5 protein-coding genes and 2 pseudogenes are annotated in these 16,170 nt (G+C 33.9%); 2 read left to right on the forward strand and 5 right to left on the reverse strand.

All coding sequences use genetic code 11. The features are described 5' to 3' along the window. Nucleotides 1-402 precede the first annotated feature (402 nt). The 3 genes from ACFCYN_RS20160 to ACFCYN_RS20170 form a co-directional block, all read right to left on the reverse strand. Nucleotides 403-4,596 (reverse strand): S8 family serine peptidase, encoded by a 4,194-nt coding sequence (locus ACFCYN_RS20160; protein ID WP_375951305.1) that lies wholly within the window; start codon nt 4,594-4,596, stop codon nt 403-405. Nucleotides 4,597-5,633: 1,037 nt separating this feature from the next. Then, nucleotides 5,634-9,797, reverse strand: a complete 4,164-nt coding sequence (locus ACFCYN_RS20165; protein ID WP_375951306.1) for a S8 family serine peptidase — start codon at nt 9,795-9,797, stop codon at nt 5,634-5,636. A gap of 890 nt (nt 9,798-10,687) precedes the next feature. Then, nucleotides 10,688-11,926 carry a helix-turn-helix domain-containing protein gene (locus ACFCYN_RS20170; protein ID WP_375951308.1) on the reverse strand — a complete coding sequence of 413 codons (1,239 nt, stop codon included), beginning with the start codon at nt 11,924-11,926 and terminating at the stop codon, nt 10,688-10,690. A 729-nt stretch (nt 11,927-12,655) separates the two neighbouring features. Here ACFCYN_RS20170 and ACFCYN_RS20175 point away from each other — a divergent pair. Both ACFCYN_RS20175 and ACFCYN_RS20180 read left to right on the forward strand, forming a co-directional pair. After that, nucleotides 12,656-13,712, forward strand: a pseudogene (locus tag ACFCYN_RS20175) (DinB/UmuC family translesion DNA polymerase). A gap of 213 nt (nt 13,713-13,925) precedes the next feature. Then, nucleotides 13,926-15,143: pseudogene (locus ACFCYN_RS20180) on the forward strand (IS110 family RNA-guided transposase). A 185-nt stretch (nt 15,144-15,328) separates the two neighbouring features. Here ACFCYN_RS20180 and ACFCYN_RS20185 read toward each other — a convergent pair. Both ACFCYN_RS20185 and ACFCYN_RS20190 read right to left on the reverse strand, forming a co-directional pair. Then, entirely contained in the window at nt 15,329-15,577 is a 249-nt protein-coding gene (locus tag ACFCYN_RS20185; protein WP_375951310.1) for a MafI family immunity protein, read from the reverse strand. 53 nt (nt 15,578-15,630) lie between these two features. Then, nucleotides 15,631-16,035 (reverse strand): hypothetical protein, encoded by a 405-nt coding sequence (locus ACFCYN_RS20190; RefSeq protein ID WP_375951312.1) that lies wholly within the window; start codon nt 16,033-16,035, stop codon nt 15,631-15,633. Nucleotides 16,036-16,170 lie beyond the last annotated feature (135 nt).

The following is a 16,170-nucleotide window of genomic DNA, read 5'->3' on the forward strand; positions in this document are numbered from 1 at the left end:
TTTTTTAAAGCTTCTCGTTGCTCAGGCGTTAACTTTGATAGCACTTCTTCAATTGAAGTTTGCGACGCAGCCTTTACAATCGACTGATGATGAGTAACTGGAAATGCATTGAATAATATACCAGTACTCAATGTTAAAACTGCTGTACTTTTAATTAAACGATTCAACTTGTTATATCCCCCATTCAAATATGTTTTCTCTTACTTTCTAATTATATTGAAAGTTTATAATTTTTAGATTTCAACATTTTTCACCAACGTTTCTTTATTTACCAACAACGTTCGACAAGTTTTTCAATTCTATTCTTGTTTCATCACTCTAAATCGCTCCTTTTTGACTAAAAAAAAGACTTCGGTTTAAACCGAAGTCTCTTAAACTAGCTCTTAACTATTAATTTATTTATTAGTTAACACCTAATGCACTCTTAACAGTTTCAAGAGTTTGTGATTTGTATTTCTTTTTAGGCGTTGGTGCATAGTTAATTGTTGGATTTTGCATTAAATAGTTTTGTTCTACAAATGCTAAATCTTTTTCATCTACTACACCATCATAGTTTATATCAGCAGCACGTTTATTTGTTCCCCAATAAGTTTGTAAGTATAGTGCATCCATTACATCAATAACATCATCTTTATTTACGTCCCCTGCATAAGCCGGATTTAATGTCATATAACGGTTTTGAGGCGTTACATTTCCTTTTTCATCATGAAATCCTATTGTAAAGTCTTTGTGTACTGTAAAGTGACCAGGTACATTGAATTCTAGCTCGAACGTGTCATCCGTTAATGGTAAATTTGGAATTTTAAACAAGCTTGTAGAAAGTAGCGTTGTAGTATCTGCTAGCCCCCCATATACTTTACCGTCTAAACTTGTTGCTGTTACTTTTATTCCTAATTTCGAATAATCAAGTCCTCCAATTGGGCCACCATCTGGAGCTATAAATGCTTCAGCAGCATTAGCACCACGAAGTAGTGAAGTACTTGAATCTTGATAAAAAATGCTCGAATTTCCGCTTACTACCGTATTCGTTGTGTTATTACTATTTGTTACCGTTGTGTTTAATTTCGCTTGGAATACGGCAGGAAAAGCATTATATTCATTACTCATCTTAAATGCTACATCTGCAAGTTTTAAATCGCCTGATAATGGCGTAACTCCATCTTTAGTTGTAATTGTTACTGTCGCTTTATTTAGAAAAGCTGGTGCATAAACAACATCATCCTTCACAGTAACATCTACTTTATCTGCTACACTTGGATTTACTTTAATATTCATTTCAGCAACATTTGTATAATGCTCGAATGTATAAGTAACTTGTTTTACATCACTAGCTTTATTTAACATTAAAGTCGCATTCCCTGTTTCACCCATTTTTAGTGTGCGCTTTTCAGGTTGCATATAACCATACGTAGCATCATCACGTGTCACAAAGATGTCTCTACCTTCTTTAAATGTTTTATTTGTTGCCGCATCGATTGCATAGAAATTAAGTTCCATCGCTCTTGTTGCATTTGTTGGAATTGTAGCTGTAAATGTACCGTCTGGATTTACCGGTACCGCTACTGCTCTTCCACCTAGATAATCTTGATAATAAACTTTTGTGCTTCCTTGATTAAAGTTCATGCCAAGTTTTTGCATTTCTTCTGTTTCTTTATCATAAACTGATCCAGTAATTGTTACACTAGATTGTCCATTTTTATATTCAACGATTTCTGGACCGTTCACTGTTAATTTAGGAGCTGTGTTATCGAAATAAATTGGTGCTTCTTGAGCGAATGTTTTACCTGCATCATTTGTACCAATTATTTTAATCTTATAATATCCTGGCTTCGCTAAATCAGTATCATACGCAAATGGTTTTTCATCATCACCAGTAGCTTTGTAATATAAGCCATTAAATATTTGTTTGACATTATATACTTTATTTTCATCCATTCCAAGTCCGTCCATCGAACCGATATAACCTAATTCTTTGCCTGTTTTTCCATCTTCAAGGACAACATCGAATGAGCGCATATGGGATTTAATACTCATAGTTGCATTTGTATAGACTAATTGTCCAGGAATAGCCGAATCAAATACTTGTGTAAATGCTTGTGGTGTAAATGAAATTGGATTCATTCCTTCTTCGACTGTTTTAATCGCGAAAGGAACTTGGTACGTTTCATCTGGATTATCATGATTTGTGTACGTTACAAATCCTTCGTAAATACCTAATTTTGCTGATTTTGGTACTGTAATAGCGACAGTTGATTTCTTTTTCGAGTTTGCTCCAACTTTAATCGACTTATCTGTCACGACCATTACGCCGTTGTCGTCAGCATCTAATGATCCTCTGCGATCTGCTTGATACGAAACTTTTACATCATATGTTTTTGCTTTATTACTATTATTATAGATATTAAGTGTACGTTGATCGCTAATATTTTTTCCTGCTGGTGCAAACACGCCAAATGCAAGTGCACCCGTTAAATCTTTAACTGTTTTAAGATTGCCTTTTTTATCTGTTGTACCCTTAGTTTCATCCACTACTTCAATTCGAGTTTGTGAATGAATCGCTTCATCAGGATCTACTTGACCAGCTCCTGTTTCAAACACACTATAATCCCCATTTAATGGATCGGCAGTGTTCATTAATGTTTCTTTCACTTGAGCAGGAGTTAAATTTGGATTTGCTTGTTTTAATAATGCTGCAACACCTGCTACGTTTGGTGTAGCCATTGATGTACCTGATAAATTATCATAAGCATATTTATAGTTACCGATTTGATCTGCACCGTGCATGTAAGATGGAACCGTTGAGAATACAGAAACACCAGGTGCTGTTACTTCAGGCTTAATATCATATGTGATACGAGCTGGACCACGCGAACTGAATGATGCTAATGTATTTCCTGGATTCGTTACTTGTCCCATTTCATCGAATGATAAGGTTGGTGTACCTGTACCAAGTTTCGAAATTAAGTCTTGCCCTTGTTCATATGACATTGAGAACGTAGGAATGAATCCATAGCTTCCACCTAAATACGATGGAATAAAGCCTTCACCTGGTACGTTATCAATCATAATAACTGCCGCTGCACCATGTTTTTGAGCAATTGTGATTTTATCTGCAAGTGCAGTTTGACCACGGTTTACAATCGCAATTTTCCCATTCACATCAATATTATTATAATCAGAATCTGCACCAATGCTCGGTACTAAAACAACTGGTAAGTTTTTACCTTTTAAACTTGCTATATTATCATTAAAGCCTTTACCTAATAATTTTAAATCTGCTGTAAAATCTGAAGTTCCATGTAACGTACCTTTTGAAGTTTCAATAACTGTTTTTGTATCGTTAGCACCTACTGTAATTGGTAAAGCTGCGGCACCTGGCGCACCTAATGAATACATTCCATCACCTGAGTTACCAGCAGCTACAATTGCCGTAACACCAGATAGGACCGCATTATTTAATGCAATACTTTCAATATTTTCAGGATCGTTCGTACTACTACCTAATGATAGATTGATAACATCCATACCATCAGCAACAGATTTATCAATGCCACCTAAAACATTTTCTGTTGTACCTGATCCAAATTTACCTAATACACGATATACGTATAAATCAGCTTCCGGTGCAACACCTGTTACTGCATAATCTGTATTATTTTTACCACGACCAGCGATAATTCCTGAAACATGCGTTCCGTGTTCTGTGTAGAATGCTTCTCCAGTCGTAGGGTCCTTTTCAGCTAACCCTGATTTTTTCCAATCATCATACGTTGTCTCCATTGGGTCCGCATCGTTGTCAACAAAGTCCCAACCTCTTACTGAACTTGGATTAATTGTTTTTGGATCAACACCAGGTTGCGCACGATAACCTTTATAGGCATCTGTTAAATCTGGATGATTATAATCAATACCTGTATCGATAACCCCTACTTTAATACCTTTTCCTGTAAATCCTTCTGCGTGTAATTTACTAACACCAGGAAACACTTCAGTTTCCATTTTCGTTGTCGAGCCTTGCTCACTTTCAGTTTTTTCAGTTGTTTTATCTGGCTCAACTTTAATCACATTATTTGGCCAAACAGCTTTAACAGCTTTCGACTTTAATAATGACTTAACTTTATTCGCTGGTAAGTCGATCGCCACACCATTTAATGTATTTTTGTATGTTCGTTTAATTTTGTAAAGATTTTTATTTGCTTTTAAATCATCTTTATAAATTGTTTGTAAATCGTTTTTAAATGTTTCTTGCGCATCATTTGCTTGTTGCTTTGCATCGTCTAGCGATAAGCTATTACCTTCCGCAGCTTCTTCTAAAACAGCTACTTTTGCTGGTTTTTCTTTAAACTCGACAATTACTGAGAGATTTTTTGAACTTTGTAAATCGACTGAAGAAGGTAATTGTAAACCTTCTTGACTCGTCACCTCTAATTTCTTTAAAGCTTGACGTTGTTCTGGTGTAAGTTTAGCAAGCACTTCTTCAATTGAAGATTCTGTTGCAGCTTTTGCAATTGGCTGATGGTGTGTTACTGGAAAAGCATTGAATAATACACCAGTACTTAATGCCAAAACTGCTGTACTTTTGATCATACGCTTCATATTTTATTCTCCCCCATTTTTTTGTTTTTTCTTTCTATTTTGATTATACGGAAAGTTTATACTTTCGAAATTTTGACAAATTCCACAAAACTAAATATTTTATCGATTAATTTCGACAAAATATGACGTCGGTTCATATACTCATTTATTTTATGATTTTGAACTAACTTTCCTTCGAAGTCTTTATTTTTCATATGACTTAAAATCATTCTTTGAATATTCTCTACTTTACGATTGAGCACTTGTCGATATAAAGAGAATAATTGTCGTTTAGTGCAAGAAAATATAGCTTCTATCCCTTTTTTTATTTGTTATAATGAAATTTTAATGAAATTATTGTTGATGTAATTTTAATCTTGAGAAAAATTATCACACTTACTTTTTATATTCAATTGAAGAACTATTTTTTAGTCAAGTGACAGCGACTATCATATACATTATTTAAAAATAGAATCTAGTTAATAGGGAATTATAAATCTTAAAAAATACTATTGTATGCTACAAATCAACTACTCGTCTACGATATTTAATAGTTAGCTAAGCCTAGCTTGCGTAAGGATTACTCCTCAATGAACAAATAAAATCGGTAATCTAATAAAAGATTACCGATTTTTCTAATACTTTCACCTAATTATTCTAAACCTAGTGTTTGTAAACATCAGCTAATACTTTGCCTTTATATTTCATACTTGCTTTAGGAGAATGCTAGATTCTAATAAAATGTTTTCATAATCAATAAGTTAATCTTTAATAATTCTGGTCTATTTAATAAATTGCACTTTAAAAATTATGTGATCCTCAAGAAATAACCAATTCGTACGTACTGTGTCACTGAGCAATCCCATCCCACCAATAAAAATTTGAAATCTCATTTAAATATAAAAAATTAAAATAGCTGAATTATTGCTAACGAAATTCGACAATCTATCCTAATTTACTTTTTTTACCTAACCTAATATTCAGCTAATCCCCAACAAAAAAAGACTTCGGTTTATACCGAAGTCTCTTAAACTAGCTTTTAACTATTAATCTATTTTTTAGTTAACACCTAATGCACTCTTAACCGTTTCAAGAGTTTGTGATTTGTATTTCTTCTTAGGTGTTGGTGCGTAGTTAATTGTTGGATTTTGCATTAAGTAGTTTTGTTCTACATATGCTAGATCTTTTTCATCTACTACACCATCATTGTTAATATCTGCATCACGTTTATTTGTTCCCCAATAAGTTTGTAAGTAAAGCGCGTCCATTACGTCAATGACATCGTCTTTGTTAACATCTCCAGCAATCGCCGTATTTAATTTCAAGTTAAGATGTTGATTCGTCACTTTTCCATCTTCATGGAATCCGATCGTAAAGTCTTTATGCACTGTAAAATGACCAGGTATATTTAATTCCAACTCATACCTATCATCATTTAATGGTAAATTTGGTACTTGATAACGACCACCAGAAGTAGTAACCCCTTCGTACACTTTACCGTTAGCAGCTGTCGCCTTAACTTTTATCCCTAGTTTAGAATAATCAAACGAACCAAGTACACTTCCATCTGGAGCTAAGAACGGCTCTGCCAACAGATTGCCATCCAGTAAAGAAGTAGTTGGTTGCATATAAGTAATAGATGGATTTCCAGATGGAACCGTTTTTGTCGTACCGCTATTGTCCGTAACTTTAACACTATATAAGTTTGTAGGGAAAATTACAGCACCCGCATTATAATCATTACTCATTTTAAATTCGATATCTGCAAGATTTAAATTGCCTGATAATGGGGCAACTCCATCTTTTGTTGTGACTGTTACTTTACCTTCATATGTAGTTCCACCCAACTTTGTATCTTCTACTTTCACATCCACTTTATCAACTACACTTGGGTTTGGTATTACATTCATCGTTGCAACAGCTTTATTATATTGGAATGTATAGACTACTTGTTTGACATCACTTGCATGATTTAATAGTAACGTAGCATTCGTTGTTTCGCCCATTTTTGCCGTACGTTTTTCAGGGTTCATATAGCCATATGTTGCGTCATCACGCGTAACAAAAATATCTCTACCTTCTTTAAATGTTTTATTTGATGCCGCATCCATCGCATAAAACACAAGTTCCATCGGTTTTGTTGCATTTGTTGGAATGGTCGCTGTAAATGTACCGTCAGAATTTACAGGTACCGACACGGCTCTTCCACCGTTTAAATAGTCTGCATAATACACTGTTGTACTACCTTGATTAAAGTTCATGCCAAGTTTTTGCATTTCTTCCGTTTCTTTATCGTAAACTGAACCCGTTATGGTCACACTTGTTTGACCGTTTTTATATTCGACAACATCCGGACTGTTAATTGTCATTTTTGGCGCCGTATTATCAAAGTAGAACGGTGCTTCTTGCGTAAATGTTTTTCCAGCGTCATTTTTGCCAACTAACTTGATCTTATAATAACCTGGTTTTGCTAAATCAGAATCATACGCAAATGGATGCTCATCATCACCTGTTGGTTTGTAATAATAACCATTAAATACTCTCGCTGATAAAGCAACATTCTCCTTCATTCGCAGGCCATCTAACGTCCCTACATAGCCTAATTCTTCTCCTGTTTTCCCATCTTCTAGGATGACATCAATTGTGCTTAAGTTCGCTTTCAGACTAAATTGCGCGTTTGTATAAATTAATTGACCTGCATACGCTGCATCAAATACTTGCGTAAAGGCTTGTGGACTCATCGTTACTGGATTGATTCCTTCTTCCACCGTTTTAATTCCGAAAGGTACTTGGAATGTTTCTTCTGGATTAGTATGATTTGTATACGTTACAAATCCTTCATAAATACCTAATTTTGCTGATTTTGGAACCGTAATTGCGACACTTGATTTCTTTTTCGCATTTGCGCCAACTTTAATCGATTTATCTGTCACGACCATTACACCATTGTCGTCAGCATCTAATGAACCACGACGGCCTGCTTGATAAGAAACAGTTACATCATATGTTTTTGCTTGATTGCTATTGTTATAGATGTTCAGTGTGCGTTGTTCGCTAATATTTTTTCCTTCTGGAGCATGTGAACCAAATGAAAGTGCACCTGTTAAATCTTTTACCGCTGTTAAATTACCTTTTTTATCGTATGTTCCTTTTGTTTCATCGACTACTTCAATTCTTGTTTTTGAATGGATCGCTTCATAAGGATCAACTTGGCCTGCACCAGATTCAAATACACTATAGTCCCCATTTAGTGGATCTGCAGTATTCATTAATGTTTCTTTAATTTGTGCTGGTGTTAAGTTTGGATTTGCTTGTTTTAATAATGCTGCCACACCCGCTACGTTCGGTGATGCCATTGATGTACCTGATAAATTTTCATAAGCATAGTCATATTTTCCAATTTGATCTGCTCCATGCATATAAGAAGGTACAGTTGAAAATACGGCAACACCTGGTGCTGTTACTTCAGGTTTAATATCATAATTGATACGAGAAGGCCCACGTGAACTGAATGCCGCTAACTTACTACCTTCATCCGTTACTTGTCCGATTTCATCAAATGAGAAGGTTGGATTAGCCGTACCAAGTTTTGCGACTAATGCTGCTCCTTGTTCATATGACATTGAGAATGCAGGAATAAACCCATACCCCTTACCTAAGTATGATGGAACAAACCCTTCACCAGGTACATTATCAATTAGGATAACTGCAGCTGCGCCATGCTTTTGAGCAATTGTAATTTTATCATTCAGTGATACTGATCCTCTATTTACTAATGCAATCTTTCCATTCACATCAATATTTTTATAATCAGAATCTGCACCTACACTTGGTACTAAAACGATTGGTAAATTTTTGCCTTTTAAGCTTGTGACATTATCTTCAAAGCCTTTACCAAATAATTTTAAATCAGCCTTTACATCTTCTGTTCCATGTAGTGTACCTTTTGATGTTTCAATCACAGTTTTCGTATCATTCGCACCAACTGTAATAGGTAACGCTGCTGCCCCAGGTGACCCTAACGTATCCATCCCATCCCCTGAGTTACCCGCTGATACAACAGCCGTTACACCAGAAAGAACTGCATTATTTAACGCAAGACTCTCAATATTTTCTGGATCATTAACGTTCGAACCAAGTGATAAATTGATGACATCCATGCCGTCAGAGATAGACTTGTCAATACCGCCTAAAACAGCTTCAGTTGATCCCGATCCATATCTTCCTAGTACACGATAAACATATAAATCAGCCTCTGGTGCAACTCCAGTTACTGCGTAATCAGTATTATTTTTACCACGACCAGCAATAATTCCAGATACATGTGTTCCATGTTCTGTGTAGAATGCTTCACCAGTAAGTGGATCCTTTTCTGCTAAACCGGATTTTTTCCAGTCATCATATGTTGTTTCCATTGGGTCGGCGTCGTTGTCAACAAAATCCCAACCTTTTACTGAACTAGGGCTGATAGTTTTTGGATCAACGCCAGGTTGCGCACGATACCCTTTATATGCATCTGTTAAATCTGGGTGATTATAGTCAATCCCTGTATCGATAACCCCTACTTTAACACCTTTTCCTGTAAATCCTTCTGCATGTAATTTACTAACACCAGGAAACACTTCTGTTTCCATTTTCGTAGTTGAGCCTTGTGCACTTTGAGCTATTTTTTCTGGCTCAACTTTAATCACATTATTTGGCCAAACGGCTTTAACAACCTTTGAATTTAATAAAGACTTAACTTTATTCGCTGGTAAGTCAATCGCTACACCATTTAACGTGTTTTTGTATGTTCGCTTAATTTTATAAAGATTCTTATTGTCTTTTAAATCGTCTTTATAAATTGTTTGTAAATCTGATTTAAATGTTTCTTGCGCATTATCTGCTTTTTGTTTTGCATCGGCTAGTGATTCACTATTGCCATTCACTGCTTCTTCTAAAACAGCTACTTTTGCTGGCTTGTCTTTCAATTCAACAATGACTGATAAATTTTTAGTACTGTTTAAATCGACTGAAGAAGGTAACTGTAATCCTTCTTGACTAGTAACCTCTATTTTCTTTAAAGCTTCACGTTGTTCTGACGTAAGTTTTGAAAGCACTTCTTCAATAGTAGATTGTGCTGCAGCTTTTGCAATTGGCTGGTGTTGTGTGATTGGAAATGCATTAAATAAAACACCAGTACCTAAAGCCAAAACTGCAGTACTTTTGATTAAACGTTTCATCCTGTTATTCTCCCCCATCTTTTTCTTTCTATTTAGATTATACGGAAAGTTTACACTTTCGAAATTTTGACAAATTCCACAAAACTAAACTTTTTTTCGGTAAATTTCTACAATAAGAGACACAGTTATTCATATACTCATTAATTTATGATTTGAATCAATTTTTTATCTTATGCCTTACTATTCACGGGATTTAAAAGCTTCCTTTTTGTCATCCACTACCACACAAATGAATACTAGTCATTTGATAGAGCGAAAATTTGTCGTTTAGTGAAATAAAACATATCTTTCCATTCCATATTTCTCCTTGTTATAATGAAAATTTAATTATATTATCATAGATAAAATTCAGGTTTAGTTAAAAAATATTATTTTTATTTTTAATGTACTAATTGTAAGTGATATCAAATAATTCTAATAACTATATGTGTACTAAATTCATATAGTTTCACTATTGCTCAAGATATTTGTTGTTTGCGATATCACTTTGTGTTGTCTTAACCTACAGAATGCCTATTAACTAATATCTATCCTGAATTTTAATCAAAAAAACTCTAAATAATTCGAGACACTAAAAACCTTACCTATTGTGCGTTCACTCTAAAAAAGAAGACATTAAATTTGATATTTATGAATTAAATGTCTTCTTTTTATATTGCTCATCAAAAATCTATGAACATGCTATACATAGGTAGATTACTTAAAAAATCTTAATGGAGATAAATATAAAGCCAATCCTTATGCATCAAGGAATTGGCTTTTTGATACTCAAAATATCCTATTTTAATACATCGTTAATGGACAAGGTTTCTTGGAGGTCTTGTACACCAAAGGGTTAAAAATTTGTTTGAATCTTTCAGAAATACTCTCTAAATGTCCATTAATTCTAGTTAGCTTAAGGCACGAATATATTTACCTTCTAATTCATTATCAAAAAAGTTTCGATAATCCCAGATTGCCAGTAGACATTTTTGAAAATCCCCATAAATCTTATCGTTTTTCACCTCTGAAGCAACATTTAATAATGCATCTAATCCTTCATGTAATTTATTTGTTTTACATTTTAATAAACCAACTGCATAGCGATACTCCATATATAAATGTTTCATATGAAAGTTAGAAGTGTCACTCAATTGGGCAATTTGAACTTGATACTTTTCTATAAATATTTCCGCATCTTCTAATCGTCCTAATTTTACATAGCATTCTATGATTCTAGGGATACCAACATGAACATCATCACGGTTACAAATCCAACTATAATAGGAATCAACCACATTAATATTACCAAAGTCAATGAATGCTACATATCGATTTCCAACAGCTAAATCTGCATAATAATCATTTATTTTTTCATATTTATCAATTAAACTTAAAACCTCTTCTAAACTTCCACCTAATCTAGTTAATGCAAATGCTTGATACATTAGTGCACGACCTAAATGGTCTTTTATTTTTGCTATTTCCTCCAATCGCTTCGCATAGATTAAAACCTCATCCCACTGTTTTAACGAATAATATGTGGCCGTAATCCATAAGATCGTTAGTTCTTGAAACTTTGTTGGCATATAGGAAATATATTCCAAAACCCGCTCTAAAACTATATTCCCTTCACTTGTTAAACGCGTCAAATAAAATTTCCGAAAATAACTGATTGCCACTTCTTCATTTATTGAATTAGGCATATGCTCAATAATGAATTCATATAAAGGGGCTGCTTCTTTTTCCTTTCCTTCTATAAAAAGCTTTTCTGCAATTGAAAATACATTTTTTAAATACCTTGTACGAATGGCTACTGATTTTTCTTTAATTATAACTGATAAAATAAGAGATAACTCCGAGTTAAATCCATATTTAGCACATTGATAAATAAAAGCACTACTTCTTCTTTTATCTAGTAAATTTCTTTCGTTAAAGCATAATTTTACATATTCATTATAAAAAGCACCTTCAGGGAGTTCAAAAGCCTTTGTTATGGCATCCAAATAATGTAAAGATAGGACCTTTTTATTGTTAAATAACTTGCTTAATTCTGTACTATGTATTTCTGCTTTTATGGATAAATCTTTCATCTTCCAGTTATTATGTTTCATCAATTTTGTAAATGTATAAAAAAGACAATCATTCATGTTGCACCTCACCACCAAGTTAGTAAATACCTCAATAAAAATTCCAAAAAATAATATATGCTCATTAATGTAAGAAAAACTATATATTAATCAAATTTTATGCTGTTTCTTTTTGATAGTTTCATTATATGGAATGTTGATGTAATTGGGATTTTGACAAAAATTACAAAAAAAATCTTTATACTCAATTGAAGAGCTATTTTTTAGTGAAATAATCATAATACTCATTTTTTATATAATAGAACCTTGTTATTAGGGGACTATGAATCTTTAAAAATATCCAATGATAGAATATTGTGCGGTATATCCGGTTTAATGGTTCCCATTTTGAATAGTTATATCAACCTAGCTTGAGCAAAACATCGTTACTCAATGATTAAAAAAATCGATAACCTTATTAATGATTACCGATTTTTCCAAAACGATTAGATCTATAACGCATCATTTACGTCAATGACATTATATTTATTCACATCTCCACTTTGTTCGCATTCCAGTGAAAATTTCCCCCATCGCTATTAACTAATTATATATTTCGGTTATATGCTTCCATCGAAAACTTCAGTACATACCACTATTAACTAATTCATCTATTTATATTTTTTTATTTAGAGATAAAAAAGTGAAAATTCCCCATAAAAAAATCACTTATACAAGAACGTTTGTTTGTGCATAATAAGAATGCCTGTAAAAAACAGAACACACATTCTTAGTATAGAGGTTTTTTTATTGTACAATTATTTAACTTGTCCAGATGATCCTGTATTTTTTGTGGATATGAAGTCATTTTATGCTTCTGTAAGTTGTGTTCTTTTGGGATTAGACCCATTAAAAGTTAAGTTGGCTGTTGTAGGTGATAAGAATCGTTCAGGCTCGATAATATTAGCGGCGACACCTGCTCTTAAGGCTATGGGCTTTTCAACGCAAAATAGATACTATGAATTACCTAACCATAAAGATATTCACGTTGTAAATCCTTCTATGTCTACGTACTTAAGAGTATCAAATCAGATTTCTGAATTAATACTCACTAAATATGTAGCTCCAATGGATTTTTTACAGTACTCAATAGATGAGCTTTGTATTAACGTAAAATCATATTAAAAGAGGGAATTGCTTCTAAAACGAAAATGAAGCTAAACAGATTAGGTATAACAACTATTGGCGAATTAGCACACTATCCCAAAGAAGTACTGATTAAACAATTTGGGAATGTAATTGGTACTGAGCTTCATCTTCACGCGAATGGGATTGATTTTTCTAAAATTGGTGAAATGCAAAGTTTTAAACCTAAAGATACTTCGATTGGTAAATCTCAGGTCCTTTTAAGAGATTATCAATGACATGAAGTCAAAAATCTAATTCTAGAGCAGCTTGAAGAAGTGTGTTTTCGATTAAGAAATCAGTATCGATTATGTCCAACAATCCATTTGGGCATTGGTTATTCTTCAGGTATTGATGGGTTCAGTAAGTCAGTCACAATTGATCAACCAACTGAGTTAACAAAGGATTGGTATAAGGTGTGCCTTAAAATACTAGAAGAAAATTATAATAATGAACCTGTAAGAACAATTTCGATTGCATTAAAAAATTTCGTTAAAAGGGATTTTGAACAAATCACTTTCTTTACTAACCCAATAAAAAAACAAAAAGAAACAAACCTAACAAAAACAATGGAAGCAATACGAAAAAAATATGGTAAGAACAGCTTATTAAGAGCTTGTTCATACTTAGAACACAGTACGATTAGAAGCAATAAAAAAAAATAGGTGGGCATTACGCATGACAAAAGAACAAAATAGCCACCCATGCGTCGCGAGCGCTGCACCACAGCGAATGAAAAAGATTTAAAACCGTCAATACTGCTTCTATGGCTGGGTGAGGAAGGTCGCTGCAGTATGGTGCCATTAGAGCCTATCATTTAGTCTGACTCCAACAATCACGGTGCATCACAGACTGTCGCTCCCTTGCGGGTAAAGCCATTGGAAGGATGAATTCAATGGAAGTTATTATTGAACGAGTTTGCGGAATGGATGTTCATAAGGACAACATTACCGCATGTAATATGACACCTGAAGGAAAGGAGATTCAAACGTTTTCTACGAAGACGATTTTTTTAATTAAACTGATGGATTGGATAAGGTCACATGGATGTACTCATGTCGCTATGGAAAGTACAGGGGTGTATTGGAAAGCCATTGTTAATCTGATTGAAGCTGAAGAATTAGAGCTTTTTGTCGTCAATGCGCAGCATATGAAAGCTGTTCCTGGACGAAAAACTGACGTAAAAGATGCTGAATGAATCGCTCAACTTCTCCGCCACGGATTATTGACTGCTAGCTACGTTCCCGATCGAACTCAACAAGAGTTAAGAGAACTGGTTCGATATCGTCGAAGTATTATTGAAGAACGCTCTCGACAACTTAATCGAATACAAAAAGTATTGGAAGGTGCAAATATTAAATTAGGCTCTGTTGTTTCAGATATTATGGGTGTTTCAGCTAAAGAAATGCTTAACGCCATTGCAGATGGAGAAGAAGATCCTACGAAACTAGCAAATACGGCTCGGCGCTCATTGAAACACAAAAAGGATGAACTTGAACTTGCGTTACGAGGGTATGTTAATCCTCATCAACGTATGATGCTGAAAACTATATTAACTCACATTGATTTTCTAACTGAACAAATTGAAAAACTCGATTCAGAAGTAGCACTAAGAGTAAGTCCTTATCAAGAAGACATAGAACGACTAGACTCAATACCTGGTATCGCTACACGTATGGCTGAACAAATACTAGCTGAAATTGGAACAGATTTAGAGAACCAGTTTGGAAGTGCACCTCGATTATATTCCTGGGCAGCAATAGTTCCTGGACATAATGAAAGTGCTGGTAAAAGGAAATCAACTAAATCAAAAAAAGGCAATAAGTATTTAAAATCAGCCTTAACCGAAGCCGCACATTCAGTGGGTGCATCCAAAAACTACCTTGGAGCAATGTATCGAAGAACAGCTGCACGAAAAGGTAGGAAAAGAGCAGGAATAGTAGTAGCCCATGCCATGTTAAGAATCGCCTATTATCTTCTGACTAGGAAAGAAATGTACAGAGACTTAGGAGAAGATTATTATGACAAACAAAAAGAAGTATCAATGGTCCGGCATTCAGTTCGAAGACTAGAAAAATTAGGGTATTCTGTATCGATCGAAGAAGTCTCTTAATCCATCAACTACTAATATAATTTTTTACTGTTTGACGCTTTTTAAAAATAAAATAAAGCCGTCTTCTTTAGTTATGCACTTTTTCACCTGAATACCGTAAGGTTTTTTCATGGTAGCTTAATAAAAAAAATCGACCATACAGCCGATTATTTTGTACAACTAATGCATGCGTTAGTTGATTAAGGTTATTTTACTAAACCAATAATTTGATTTCTAATCTCTTCCCAAAGACCCATCTGTAACGATACATCTTTAATCAGCTGAAAAACATCTTGTGAAATTTGAATATCTTCCTCATTAAGTATTGTACAAAGGTGCTCTAACGCAACTCCCCATTCATTATATTCCAAGTACTCCAATACAATAAAACGGTCTCGATTTGGTAAAACAGCTATGTGTTCAACTATTGATTTAATCTTCACTTCAACATTCATCTTTAGAGCACCCCAAATAACAATTTATTTTTCTTATTATACTTAAACATGCGTTAGTTCAATTCGTATCCAAAACCATACAACAAAATTTGTTTTGTTTTAATTTTTACGTATGAACCAATAGGATAATTCTGATAGTTGCCTCCAGTTAACTCAAAAATTACGATGTTATCACCCATTCTCAAGACGGAGTATCCATCAGGTTCAACTGATTCTAGGACTCCTGATAAAATAACATGATTTTCATCTCTTGTTATTTGAGTAATGTCCTTATCAATCTGATTTATTTGCTTTTCCCATTCTAAAATTTCTGGAATATCAATCTCGATATCAAATTCGGCATTCAATTTTGGCTTAGAGCCAACCCATCTACCTTCTGCACTACCATAGGGCGAATTAAACTTAACAATATAACCATCTGACAATTCTTTTATATATTCGACTACTATTATTCTCATTTTTATTCATCCTTTAATGGTCTTTACATCTAGAATTCAATATATCTCTTGTTTTACCTTCTTCAACTAAACTGCCATTTCGTATTATATGGTTAGCCAGAATTTTCTGGTTGACCTATTTTTTATAGGTAATAT

This window comes from Gottfriedia sp. NPDC056225, from assembly GCF_042267765.1.
Taxonomy (GTDB): Bacteria; Bacillota; Bacilli; order Bacillales; family Bacillaceae_G; genus Gottfriedia.

Excerpts from the sequence above, each read along its gene's own strand:
- ACFCYN_RS20160 (WP_375951305.1), bottom strand. The coding sequence starts at position 4,596 with ATGAAGCGTATGATCAAAAGTACAGCAGTTTTGGCATTAAGTACTGGT.
- ACFCYN_RS20165 (WP_375951306.1), bottom strand. The coding sequence starts at position 9,797 with ATGAAACGTTTAATCAAAAGTACTGCAGTTTTGGCTTTAGGTACTGGT.
- ACFCYN_RS20170 (WP_375951308.1), bottom strand. The coding sequence starts at position 11,926 with ATGAATGATTGTCTTTTTTATACATTTACAAAATTGATGAAACATAAT.
- ACFCYN_RS20185 (WP_375951310.1), bottom strand. The coding sequence starts at position 15,577 with ATGAATGTTGAAGTGAAGATTAAATCAATAGTTGAACACATAGCTGTT.
- ACFCYN_RS20190 (WP_375951312.1), bottom strand. The coding sequence starts at position 16,035 with ATGAGAATAATAGTAGTCGAATATATAAAAGAATTGTCAGATGGTTAT.